11 protein-coding genes are annotated in these 11,886 nt (G+C 49.8%); 10 read left to right on the top strand and 1 reads right to left on the bottom strand.

From position 1 onward, the window contains the following. The first annotated feature begins 276 nt into the window (after nucleotides 1–276). The 9 genes from KJS69_RS19345 to KJS69_RS19305 all read left to right on the top strand — a co-directional run bounded on the left by KJS69_RS19345 (nucleotide 277) and on the right by KJS69_RS19305 (nucleotide 8,638). On the top strand, nucleotides 277–1,332 hold the full coding sequence (locus KJS69_RS19345; protein WP_213585427.1) for an amidase domain-containing protein: 1,056 nt from the start codon (nucleotides 277–279) through the stop codon (nucleotides 1,330–1,332). Between the two features lie 54 nt (nucleotides 1,333–1,386). Further along, nucleotides 1,387–2,532 (top strand): D-alanine--D-alanine ligase, encoded by a 1,146-nt coding sequence (locus KJS69_RS19340; protein WP_213585426.1) that lies wholly within the window; start codon nucleotides 1,387–1,389, stop codon nucleotides 2,530–2,532. Between the two features lie 34 nt (nucleotides 2,533–2,566). After that, nucleotides 2,567–2,887, top strand: coding sequence for a hypothetical protein (locus KJS69_RS19335; protein WP_213585425.1), 321 nt, complete (start codon nucleotides 2,567–2,569; stop codon nucleotides 2,885–2,887). 89 nt (nucleotides 2,888–2,976) lie between these two features. After that, nucleotides 2,977–4,035, top strand: coding sequence for a UV DNA damage repair endonuclease UvsE (gene uvsE / locus KJS69_RS19330; protein ID WP_213585424.1), 1,059 nt, complete (start codon nucleotides 2,977–2,979; stop codon nucleotides 4,033–4,035). 457 nt (nucleotides 4,036–4,492) lie between these two features. Further along, entirely contained in the window at nucleotides 4,493–4,639 is a 147-nt protein-coding gene (locus tag KJS69_RS19325; RefSeq protein ID WP_213585423.1) for a hypothetical protein, read from the top strand. A 117-nt stretch (nucleotides 4,640–4,756) separates the two neighbouring features. Continuing rightward, nucleotides 4,757–6,028 (top strand): methyl-accepting chemotaxis protein, encoded by a 1,272-nt coding sequence (locus KJS69_RS19320; protein ID WP_213585422.1) that lies wholly within the window; start codon nucleotides 4,757–4,759, stop codon nucleotides 6,026–6,028. Nucleotides 6,029–6,188: 160 nt separating this feature from the next. Beyond that, entirely contained in the window at nucleotides 6,189–6,383 is a 195-nt protein-coding gene (locus KJS69_RS19315; protein ID WP_213585421.1) for a hypothetical protein, read from the top strand. A 177-nt stretch (nucleotides 6,384–6,560) separates the two neighbouring features. Continuing rightward, nucleotides 6,561–7,421 carry an inositol monophosphatase family protein gene (locus KJS69_RS19310; RefSeq protein WP_213585420.1) on the top strand — a complete coding sequence of 287 codons (861 nt, stop codon included), beginning with the start codon at nucleotides 6,561–6,563 and terminating at the stop codon, nucleotides 7,419–7,421. Nucleotides 7,422–7,807: 386 nt separating this feature from the next. Then, on the top strand, nucleotides 7,808–8,638 hold the full coding sequence (locus KJS69_RS19305; protein ID WP_213585419.1) for an alpha/beta hydrolase family protein: 831 nt from the start codon (nucleotides 7,808–7,810) through the stop codon (nucleotides 8,636–8,638). A 67-nt stretch (nucleotides 8,639–8,705) separates the two neighbouring features. Here the strand turns inward: KJS69_RS19305 and KJS69_RS19300 are convergent, their stop codons facing one another. Continuing rightward, nucleotides 8,706–9,752, bottom strand: a complete 1,047-nt coding sequence (locus tag KJS69_RS19300) for a hypothetical protein (protein ID WP_213585418.1) — start codon at nucleotides 9,750–9,752, stop codon at nucleotides 8,706–8,708. Nucleotides 9,753–9,931: 179 nt separating this feature from the next. Here KJS69_RS19300 and KJS69_RS19295 point away from each other — a divergent pair, with 179 nt between their 5' ends. Then, nucleotides 9,932–11,884 (top strand): electron transport protein, encoded by a 1,953-nt coding sequence (locus tag KJS69_RS19295; protein ID WP_213585417.1) that lies wholly within the window; start codon nucleotides 9,932–9,934, stop codon nucleotides 11,882–11,884. The last annotated feature ends 2 nt before the right edge of the window (nucleotides 11,885–11,886 follow it).

The raw sequence follows: 11,886 nt of genomic DNA, 5'->3' as shown, positions 1-11,886 counted from the left end.
GGATAAAGAGTTTATTGAGTTTATATTTGGGGCTCCCCGGAAAGTAACAGGAATAAGCTTCGAAGGCTATACGTCACTTTGCGGGGTTGGTTTAGCGGATAGTCCTCTTTACATTCTTTCCTATCTAACGGAAATAAACATTTTCCAAATTATTTTCTCATATAGTGAACCAACCGTACTTTTGCGCTGAAGGAATGACTGGCATTCATCCGGAATCCTAAATGATTTGCAGATCCTATACAATGCTGAATCGCCGTTCAATCAGGGGGGAAAAGCATGAGTTGGAAATCGCTTATATATGAGTATGTTGACAGCCGCAATCGGATGGAGTTGGATTATGCCGTTAAACCGGTGCTTCCGTATTTGTGGGATGAAGAATATTTGGATAAGCTGTCTAAGCATCTTCGCCGGCTGGGTGCCGTCCACCGGGAAAGAAAGCTGACGCCGGTGCAGAGTGAAACGAAGGTCAAGCTGATCTATTCCCAAGAAGAGGAAGGGATTGTAACAGCCGATGTGGAATTGAGAAAGAGCCTGGAATATGACGTGTTGAATCGTAGGCAAACCGAAGAACGGATGGAAAGGGAGAAGCTGACGCTTAAGCAAAGAGGTGGCCATTGGATCATCAGTCGTGTAGAGCTCCCTGCCTCAAGTGAAGGGGAATTCGATTCGGCCATCGTACAATATGCCGCCAATCCTTACATGGGAGATTGGGAGGCGATCAGTCAACCGGAAGATGGAGACTCGGGGTTCCTGACCGGAAGGAAAACATTCTCCCCCCCGTATTTAAACCGGAATATCTTTCCGAGACAAAGCTCGGAGCATAGAATGGCCCCCTATCACCGGGAAGCGGCTGTTCGCTATGCGGATCTATGGTGGGATTCTTATAACCCGGAATACTTGGCTTTTGACGTGAATTGTACGAATTATGTCTCCCAATGCCTCTTTGCAGGCGGCGCACCAATGAATTATACTGGAAAAAGAGAATCCGGCTGGTGGTACCGGGGAAAAAGCGGGAAACAGGAGCTTTGGAGCTTTAGTTGGGCGGTCTCCCATGGGTTAAATTGGCACTTGTCCAGCAGTAAAGCAGGGTTAAAAGGGGAGCGGGTCTCTTCTCCGGAGAAGCTGCAGCTGGGAGATATCATTTGCTATGACTGGGATGGGAATGGACGATTCCAGCATACGACGATCGTCACCGCTTTCTCCGCGGATGGCTCCCCTTTGGTCAATGCTCAGACGGTCAACAGCAAGCATCGTTATTGGGATTACCGGGACTCTTACGCCTGGACCGACCGGACCGATTACCGCCTGTATCATATTCCGGATTGGTTGTAATCGATTATCATCTTAAGACTAATCACCTTTGACTATACTTAACCGGAGGTACACATGGATAAAAAAATACGGGTTGGGCTCGTTTACGGAGGGAAGTCGGGAGAACATAATGTTTCTCTGCAGACCGCACTGGCCGTTATTCAGGCCTTCGATCATTCTAAATACGAAATCATTCCATTTTATATTACAAAGCAAGGGGAATGGCACACCGGCAAAGCGCTGAACGGCCCGGTGGACCATGTAGAGGCCTTAATTTCACCCAACGCGGAGACTTCGGGCTCCCCAATGAACGCCAGCTCCGGAATGGCCCTGATGCCGTTATTTGCCTCCGGCGGAGGAGCGAATACAGCGGTTGCCGCAACCGAAGAGTCGAGAGGGGCGATGGATGTAGTGTTCCCCTTGCTTCATGGCACCTATGGAGAGGACGGAACGCTGCAGGGACTGCTCGAGATGGCCAATATCCCCTATGTCGGAGCGGGAGTGCTCGCTTCGGCGGTAGGGATGGATAAAGTGATGATGAAGAAAATTTTTGCGCAGGAGGGCCTTCCCCAATGTATCTTCCGTCATTTTACAAGAAATCAATGGGAGAAGGACCAGGCTTTCTTTTTGATGGAGATTGAGGTGGCGATTGGGTATCCTTGCTTTATCAAGCCGGCGAATCTGGGCTCGAGCGTAGGGGTCTCCAAGGCTTCGACTCGGGAGGAGCTCCTTGAGGCGGTCGATCTGGCTTTTAAGTATGATCGCAAGGTCATAGTGGAAGAGTACATTCAGGCGCGTGAGATAGAAGTAAGCGTACTTGGCAATCAAGAGCCGCAAGCGTCTGTGCCGGGCGAAGTTGTATCGTCGAATGAATTTTATGATTATAAAGCGAAGTATATTGACGGGAAGTCGGCCATGATTATTCCGGCGGAGCTCCCCGCTGACCAGGCTCAGCAAATTCGCGAGCTCGCCATTAGAGCATTCCAGGCGATTGATGGGTCCGGGCTGGCCCGGGTCGATTTTTTCATTGAAAGATCGAGCGGCAAACTGTATATTAATGAAATTAACACGATGCCGGGATTTACGCCGTTCAGCATGTATCCTCTGTTATGGAAGGAATCTGGCAAGCCGTACGAACAGCTGCTGGATGAACTGGTCATGCTCGCGTTCCAGAGACATGCGGACAAAAACAGCATTCAATATACTCTTGATGATGAATAACCGCTAATATCATATTCTGGAAAGGGGAATACGGATGGGATTTCTGACAGAGTTCAATTCGGTATGCAAGTTTAAATCGGAGCAGGAAATGTATGAGCTTCTGGAATACGGCATGACCAAGATGGTAAAAAGCGGTTTTCGGGTCTATCCAACTGGGCAGAAAGTGATTGCCTACAGTCCGGAAAACAAGGCGATCGCTATTGTGCAGATCTTTGCCTCGGTGTCCGAAATTAATTTCCAGGGGAACGAGGTTACTTCGGTAGAAATGAAGCTGGTCCGCAAGCTGACGGACGAAGAAGCCAGAGTGCAGACGGCGCTTGCTCACGAAATGTACTTCGGTGAACGGAAAGCTTAATCTTTCCGCTGATCTTCCCCAAGCGCAAATAACCCGGGGAAGGAAGGGGAAGCTTATACCTATCCGTAATGTCAAAGGATGGGATCCCGTTGATAGTTCGTTTTGGGTATGTCGCTATGTCCGTAGTGGTTAAGAACGCCTCTCCTTCCCGAACGATGACTGCTACCCAATTTGCCAAATTACCCGACCGGGAGGCAGCGGTACGCAAGCTGGAAAGAATCGCGGAAGAAAATCTCCATAATACGCTCCGTTTGCTGCGCCATAACCGGGCTTATGACATTCATATGTATCGGTTTTCTTCCAGACTGATCCCGCTTATCGGCCATGAAATGCTGCGAGATTGGAATCCTTTTCCTATTCTTGCGGATAAATTCGCTGAAGTGGGGGATTATGTCAGGCAGAATGGGATGCGGACAAGCTTCCACCCGGATCACTATACGGTGTTAAGCAGTCCCCGGGAGGAAGTGGTGCGGAGCTCTGTGGACGATTTGCGCAGGCATGTCCGGATGCTCGATGCGATGGGACTGGACGAGACGGCCAAATGCAACATTCACATCGGAGGCGCCTATGGAGACAGGGAGCAGTCGTTGAATCGATTCATCGAGCAGTTCCGCCGGCTGGACGATTCGATTCAACGCCGCCTTACTCTGGAGAATGATGATAAAACGTATACCGCCCTCGAAACACTGACGGCTTGCGAAAGCTTGGGAGTGCCGATGGTGCTCGATATTCATCATCATCAGGTGAACGACGGAGGCGCGGATATTTTGGACTTCTGGCCACGAATATTGAAAACATGGGAGCCCGAGCGGAAGCAAGCCGAGCCTTTGGGAGCGCCAACAGCGGTCAAACCCGTCAAGGACGGAAAGGGAATGAACGGGTCTTCGAAGAAAGGCTTGCTGCCTGCTTTGCCTCCCAAAATTCATGTATCCAGCCCGAGGAGCAGTAAAGAACCGAGAGCGCATGCCGATTATGTCGATCGGAATCAGCTGCTTGGTTTTTTGCGTCCTATTGCAGCTATTACTCCGCGGCTCGATGTGATGATCGAAGCGAAAAAGAAGGATGGCGCTTTGTTCCAACTCATGGACGAGCTCAAGGAAGAGGCGAATGTCCGAGTCGTGGATCAGGCCACGATCGAGATTGAATAAACTACATGCAGTGATTCTTCGCCGGAGCATGTTTCCTTAGATACTTCTCCGGTATTATGGGGCTTGGCTACATGTCGAGTTTTGCTCCGTCGAGGTTTACTCAAATTCGTCCCAAATTCGTTCCCCTGTGTCGGAAATTGAAATTATGGCGCAAATATGCGCTTTAACCCTCCAATGTCTAAATATTTTGAGATTAAAGTGTAAAAATACTCTTTATTTCCATGATTTTTTGAAAATTGACAAATTTGAATAAATTAAGAGATACTTTTACCTTTGAATTTCCATAAATGGGTAAAATGTTGAAATAAGAGGTACTTTTGCACCTGAATTCCACAAGTGTTTACCGCGCCCCATTACAATATGAAAACTGATATTTCCCCTGCTGACATGAGCATCAACCTCAAGTGCGAATTTGCAGCCTCCCATAGTTCCGAAGCGTGCAATCTGGAGCGGGAGCTTGGGCTTCGGTCCGGATGTCCTGGTGGAGGAACCGTTGGAGCTAATCAACCGAATTCGTGAAAGAATGGAACAGACCTGGCGAGCCTATGGCCGAATTGGGGAGCAGCCCCCATTTTCAGGAGGGGAGACCGACGAAACGGATTAAAATATATTAACCGCAGAACAAAATAGGTAAATCTATTCAAGACTCGCTCTCAATTACCGATAATATAGGAGAAAAGTCATAAACTCTATTTTATGAATTGGGAGTGTGGTCGCAGAAATGAAATTCGGGATTGTCAAAAAGATGGTGCTGGGTATTACTTTGGTATCCTTGACTACATATGGAACCAGTGCCTTGTTTATTTTTGTGCTCAAAGATTTCATTGCCTCGGGTATGTCGGACTGGTTATATATCTCCATAATATTAGGGCTGGGGGTGTTCTGGACGGGATTCTTGGGATGGCTCGCGGCCAACTGGTTTATCAAGCCATTGCTGAAGCTGACCGAAGCGGTTAACGAAGCGGCCAAGGGGAACCTGCAGGTTACTTTACCGGTTCATCACTCCAAGGACGAGATGAGCACCTTGAGTGTCTCGTTCAATACGATGGTGGATAATTTAAAACAAATGATAGCTGAAGTATCCAATAACGTTAACTTTACTAATCAGAACGCAGCTTCACTAAGCGGAGCCATCACCCAAGCCGCTCATCAGGTAGAAACGATTGCCAGTACGATCGATGATATAGCGCAAGGGGTAGACCAGCAGGAGAAATCGACGCTGAGCACCTTCACCTCGGTGGAACAGATTACCCGGGCTGCTGAAGATGTAAGCGATAAAGCCAATTCAGCGCTGCAGCTGGCGCATGACATGGTTGGCGCTATTCAGGAGAGCGGAGAGGTGGTCCATTCCTTGGTCAACGGACTGCTTGGGCTTACTCAGGCCAATCAACAGACGATCGATCTGGTACAAGAGCTGGATCGCAATGCGGTGGAAATCGGGAACATCTCTCTTGTCGTCGGTGAAATCGCGGATCAGACTCATCTTCTTGCCTTGAATGCCTCTATTGAGTCGGCGAGAGCAGGGGAACATGGAGCCGGATTTGCTGTTGTAGCGGGAGAGATTCGCAAGCTGGCTGAACAAAGCTCTTCGGCTGTAAGCAGTATTAACGAGCTTATTCAGCAAATTCAGAAGCATGTGGCTCATGTAGTCTCCAATATAACTAATCAGGTTCAAATGGTCGACCAGGAAAGCTCCAAAGGAGAACAAGTCAAGCAGGCTCTCAGCCGAATTACGGCAGCTACTAACGAAACCACCGAATCAGTGGACCGGATTGCCGAGGTTGTCTCCGATCAAGTGCGACAGATCGAGAACACACTGGAGGAGACAAGAGAAATTGCCAAGATTGTCAAGGTGATCTCGGAAGGGGCCAAACGTGTAGCCCTGTCGACACAGGAGCAAACAGCGGTCATGCAGGAAATTGCCTCTTCCTCTGAGGTACTGAAGGAGCACGCCGATTCATTGAATGGCAAGGTCAAAGTATTTCGGTTATAAGAGGTGATAGCTGCTGCTGATTCCGGCATCGGGATAGACATAGAAACGATGCCACTGAAAGATAATCGTTAGAAATTGGCAGGAATTCGTGTCCGCTAGTGGAACTATGGACGGGTAAGCGTTGACCAGTCCTCAAGTAAAGTGGGAACGGTGGCTACGCATGGCAAAAGTGTTATGGAATCTTAAAACGAACCGATGCGCTTTGTTAATAGGCGAGGGGCAAAGGTTTGTTTTTTTTATGGTTGGCATGATCGAGCTTTCTTCTCTGCTCCCGCCTACTCTCGTCCTCTTTGCCCGCCCTATGGCAGATATGTTAAGATGGGGGCGGAACCGAAGGCCGGATGGGGCGAAATGAACAGAGACTTGGAGAATAGTTTTGGTGGGATAGAGCGGAATTTGCATAAGATTGCCTTTCCTGATTGAAACGTCCTAGTAATGGAAGCGTATTATGGAATATACTAGATTTATGAGTATAAATGAGCCTTAGGATGCCAATTTGATTAATGAATAATATAGAAAGAGTTGATAAAACTTGAGTACCCGGGACAGGGAAGTGTATACGGTAGGAAGTAAAAGCTTTACGGCTGTCGCGGTCAATACAGCGGCAAAAGCCGGAGAATGGATTAAGACGAAGCTCGGGGCGCATTCCAAGCTGGCCACTAAAATGTCCTCCCACGACCTCGTCACCGAAGTGGACAAGGGTTCAGAAGCACTTATTCGGAACTTGATTATGACTCATTTTCCCCATCATTCGTTTTTGGGAGAGGAAGGGGTTGAACCGGGGCCGGAGGCGGCGGCTGAAGCTCTCGAGGCTCATCAGCATACAGAGTATTTATGGATTGTCGATCCGATCGACGGGACGACCAATTTCGTGCACGGCTTTCCGTTCTTCTCGGTTTCCATCGCGTTAGCTTACAAGGGGGAGGTTATTGTAGGCGTTGTTTATGACCCGTGCCGCGATGAACTATTTGTAGCGGAAAAAGGTAAAGGGGCCTATCTAAGGGGACAAAAGATGGGGGTCTCTGACGAGATGCGGCTGTCGGACAGCCTCATCGGAACAGGATTTCCGGCGGATCGAAGCGCTCTGCCTGTCAATATGATTGGACTTCAGGCGATCGTACCGCAAGTAAGGAATGTACGCACGGCTGGTTCTGCGGCGCTTCATCTGGCTTATGTAGCGGCAGGAAGGCTGTCCGGCTTCTGGGAAATCGGTCTGAATGCGTGGGATTTAGCTGCCGGGGCGCTGCTTGTGCAGGAGGCGGGAGGAACCATTACGGATACGAAAGGAGCTCCCTATAGTCTGTCCGTCCGTCATGTGTTGGCCAGCAACGGCAAGATTCATGAGGAGTTCAGGGGAGCATTGAAACAGGCTGGCGCCTTGGGAGATAACTAAAGTCCAATGGCCGACAGAATCCAATACGGTTCCCGCCGATGTTATTTCCACCTTTATCCAGTATCCAGGCAAGCGATGAAGACATGCTTGCTATACTCATTGAGCCTCTTGAACCTATCTGGTCAAGGGGCGACTTATCCATTCTATTAACTTCCCGTTAATAGGTGGTTTTTTTGTTTTTGTAGAGGGTGTCCCAAAGTTGGCTTCTTGAACTCTCACTTATTTATACGAGCAGACATAATCTTGTGGGAAGAGAATTAGCACTGGAGCTATTGATTTTCTTTCAAAGGGATGGTATCTTTGAATTAAACATAGTAAACAGATGGGAATTATGTATTATAGATGAGAATGGACAACCAGAAGCTTATGGAGAGGGAGGACGCAGAATGGAGCGTCATTTTACGATGCAGTGGAAGGAAGAGACCTTGACCGCCACCATTCATTATCCGGTGGTGGGGGATGGTGGGAAGGATGCGGATCATTGCCGCTGGCCGCTTGTTATCATTTGCCACGGGTTTATTGGCAATCGGATGGGAACCGATCGGCTCTTCGTCAAGACTGCCCGTCAGCTAAGCCGGCAAGGCTTTATGGTCATTCGCTTCGATTACGTTGGTTGCGGCGAAAGCAGCGGAGAATATGGAGCGCAGGGTCTAACCGATTTAATCGATCAGACCCGCAGGGTGCTCGACTATGGATTGGAGATTGACTGTGTCGATCCGGAGAGAGTTATTCTGCTGGGTCACAGTCTGGGCGGTGCGGTGGCTGTTCTTACTGCGGCGCGGGATAAACGCGTTCGCTCACTCGTACTCTGGGCTGCGGTCGCTAACCCGCTCAGCGATATTGTGAAAATCGTAGGCGATCGAGTCTATGAGCAGGCGATCAAGTCCGGTAAATCCGATTATAACGGATTCCAGCTGACCTCCCATTATTTCGAGTCGATGACCGGTCAGCATCCTTTTCAGGAAGCCGGGCGATTCAGTGGGGATGTGCTGGTTATCCACGGTACGGCGGACGAAGACGTTCCCGTCGACTACTGCTTTCTCTATCAGAAAATGTTCTGGATGAGATCGCTTGGCCAATGCGATAAGGAAGTGATTTTTCAAGCGAATCACACTTTCTCCTCGTCGGAACAAACCGGTCAGCTGCTGGAAAAAACGACAGAATGGCTGCACTCGATTAATAAACGGCGCGAGGAATGGAACGATTGGATGATTTAGAATAAGCAGCCGAATCCGGAATGATCTGTCCTGCTTTGGATGATTCATGTGAATGCAGGACGTTGGACTAAGATGGGCCGTCTGAGCCGGTCAACTCATAGATTCGGTCCTCGTGATCCTTCGAAACCAAACGGCAAATTCCTTCCTGCACGAGATTACGGTCGATATGCATGGCTACTAGAGGAAAGATATACGGCTTATCCGTAATGTACCGGGCGTCCTCCGCTCCATGATGCTGAATTAATATTTCACACAGGATGCGGGTAGAGCGGACTCCTTGGAGAAGGTGGCCGCGAATAGCGCCCTGAAGACGTGCGGGCAGTTCGGGAATCGCCGCATCATAGGCTTGCGAAGCAGCCGTACGGGGGCTAACCGCAAACGCGCTATTCTGCTCCATATCGAATAAATCAAACGATAATTGCGAGTCCTCCTCCAATTCTACAGCCGGAGACTCCTGGTAAGGTTTCGCAGCGGACTCAACCAAAGGCCGGGCATGGGCAGTCGGAATGGCGGGAGCCGCCGGCTGATCCTCGCGAAACTTCCTCAAGCTTTCTTGCAGCCTCACTAATTGTCTATCCAACAGCGGTAATTGTACTTGAAGATGACTGGCCATATCTTTGGACAATGTGAACCCCTCGGGAAAAGGCAGGGAAAAATAGTCGGAGAGCTCCCAACCGTCCCGAAATTTAATTAATACTTCAAACTGCTCCTCATCGAGAGCATCGAAGCCTTTGACGATCTGGCTAACAATTTTGGCATCGATGAGGGTATGCTCCTCCAGATGCTTAATGCCGAGCTTCAGCACTCGGCCATCTCTTTTATTCTCCACATGGTGCTGGTAGCGAAGGGAAGCACCGCATTCACACCTTAAGTCAGGATCGCGGACACCCGCATCAATATAGCCTATATAAATCCAATCCTCCAGCAGATGCTCGATTTCTTCATATGTAGCGGTTTCCGGAATGCGCGCTCCTTTTTTGGCAGCCATTTTCTGAGCGAATATCGTTCTTCGTCCGCGTCTTAAAGTGTCTGCCAGGAAGCTCCTCTGCTCATCGGATAACTGTTCCAGAATTGCGTCGCGTTCCGTCATTGTTAGTTGATATTGTTCATTCATGCCTTTCCCCCCTTGTAGTCTAGTATAGCGGGTAGTCAGGCCTCTTTGTCCAGTCCTTGTATGATTTTTAATACAATCCAGCTACCGAATAGAGGACCTTTGCATAGCTGCAAAATTTGGGGAAAGCCTATACAACGAATGGTATTAACCAGAGACAAAGAGACAATGAGGAGTTATATATGAAAAGGAAGCGATGGTTGTTTATAGGGCTGCCCATTCTAATATTGGGCGCGGGGTGTGCTCTACTTTTGTGGTGGGAGCCCGAATATGCCTATGTTCCCCCGGCAAGCAAAGTCGTAAATCCGCCGTCGATTAAAGCCCGGATGATGGGAGAGAGCGGGCAGGAATATGATTTATGGGGCCAGTCCATTATGAAGCAGGAGACCGATTCCATGCAAGCGGGAAGCCCCTTTCTTTCCTCCGAAAATGGGGCTATTCCGATCGACGAGGCCTTGTTGAAGCTGGGGAGGAAAGCTTTGTACAAGGAAACCTTTGGCAACGAGGTTTTTCTGACGGACATCGTTGGCATTGTGGACGGTCCGCTGACGATCAGAAATATGGCCAAGGCTATTATGAAGCTTAAAGGACAAGGGACTTCGAATTTAAGGGTGGAATTGGCGGAGGATGCGACCATAGGAGACAAGGTTTATAAAAAAGGCGATAAAGTCGATACGGGAATTGATGTTCCCAAGGGAGCCTATGCTCCCTTGGGAATGCCGGTCAAATTCTCGCAAGGCCGATTGAAGGTAGGGATTAGCTGTATGGCCTGTCATGCCACCGTCGACCGGGAAACGAAGCAGGTCATCGAAGGAGCTCCGAACTCCGATCTCAATGCCGGCCTTGTTCTTGCCTTGGCTACTAACTCCAGCGCCTATTTCACACATACCGATGTCGATAACGTCGCTAAATTTATTAAGGATTTGAACCGGACCGTTCCGACATCGGACAACCGCACGGCCCCACTGCCCGACCCGGCTGCTCTGGAGAAGGCGGTGGATGAGAATCTGGTTAAATGGCCGCCGGGCAATTTCGATTCCACTATCGATATGACCAGCAACCCGTCCCAGATTCCGGATTCCTTCACCAAGGGCGGTCATCCTTATGGATGGAGCGGGTTTGCCGCGGCGGGCCCTTTCCACGGGTTGAGCGCGTTCAGCAATAATGTGCATGCCCAGAACTCGGACTCTCTGGCACAAGTGGAAGCGAGCCCGGAATTGTTTGGTCTGGACAAGGAGGTCTATCTGGCGACGCTGCTGCAGAATTCGGCCAACCCCAAATTTCGCTATGATCCCCGAAGCGGCTTAAAGCCTTCGGAGTTTTTTGCCAAGGTAGATCCGACTCCAGGGGCGCCGGGTGTCAATGAAATGATCAAGCCCCCGTCCTTCCCCAACTTGTCACTGATGGCTCCGGACGGGTTATATATTAGCTCGCGCGGCTTTAAAGTAGGGGAGCAGGTCAACGGGATGGCGGCATATCAGAATACATTGGTACCTCCTGACCGCAAGGAGAAGACGAATGCTGAAGTCTTGGAGTTGGGACGAACGGTTTTTCAACGTGCGCAATGTATTTCCTGCCACGCCGGAGAAGCCTTCACCAACAACCGTGTGATTTCGTCCGCGATCATCGGTACGGAACCGTCCAGGGCCAAGGCGCTTAAGAAAACGGAGAAATTGTTTGGACCAACCACGATGTTTACCCCGGATACCCCGGTTCCGGTTCCGCGTGATGCGAAGGTGCTTGAAGTCCCTACCGGCCATCTGGATCCGGAGCAAATGAAGCTGGCCTTTGCCTGGGGAGATTCTCCGGGAGGATATAAGGTCAAAGGGCTGATCGGGCTCCGCTGGACAGCCCCGTATCTGCATGACGGAGGGGTTGCCGTTGGCCCGGACCTTACGCAAGTGGGGATTCCCGGCACCTTCTTGCAAGGAGTCGAGCCGGACCCGGCCAATAGTTTGCGCGCGTTGATCGATAAGGATCTGAGACAGCAAGTCATTGTCGCCAATGAGCAATCGCAAGCGCTGAAGGAAGTGCATGTGGCCGGGATTGGCCATGAGCATTGGGTGGATTCTACCACCGGATTTACGAAGGAGCAGCAGGATGCCTTGATTCAATATCTGCTCTCCCTTAAATAATA

This window comes from Paenibacillus sp. J2TS4, assembly GCF_018403245.1.
In the GTDB taxonomy this organism is placed as follows: domain Bacteria; phylum Bacillota; class Bacilli; order Paenibacillales; family NBRC-103111; genus Paenibacillus_L.
Note: the sequence above shows the minus strand (reverse complement) of the source record. Positions and strands in the feature narration are given on the sequence as shown.

Coding starts and splice junctions, on each gene's coding strand:
- KJS69_RS19345 (WP_213585427.1), top strand. CDS start 277: ATGAGTTGGAAATCGCTTATATATGAGTATGTTGACAGCCGCAATCGG.
- KJS69_RS19340 (WP_213585426.1), top strand. CDS start 1,387: ATGGATAAAAAAATACGGGTTGGGCTCGTTTACGGAGGGAAGTCGGGA.
- KJS69_RS19335 (WP_213585425.1), top strand. CDS start 2,567: ATGGGATTTCTGACAGAGTTCAATTCGGTATGCAAGTTTAAATCGGAG.
- KJS69_RS19320 (WP_213585422.1), top strand. CDS start 4,757: ATGAAATTCGGGATTGTCAAAAAGATGGTGCTGGGTATTACTTTGGTA.
- KJS69_RS19315 (WP_213585421.1), top strand. CDS start 6,189: ATGGCAAAAGTGTTATGGAATCTTAAAACGAACCGATGCGCTTTGTTA.
- KJS69_RS19305 (WP_213585419.1), top strand. CDS start 7,808: ATGGAGCGTCATTTTACGATGCAGTGGAAGGAAGAGACCTTGACCGCC.
- KJS69_RS19300 (WP_213585418.1), bottom strand. CDS start 9,752: ATGAATGAACAATATCAACTAACAATGACGGAACGCGACGCAATTCTG.
- KJS69_RS19295 (WP_213585417.1), top strand. CDS start 9,932: ATGAAAAGGAAGCGATGGTTGTTTATAGGGCTGCCCATTCTAATATTG.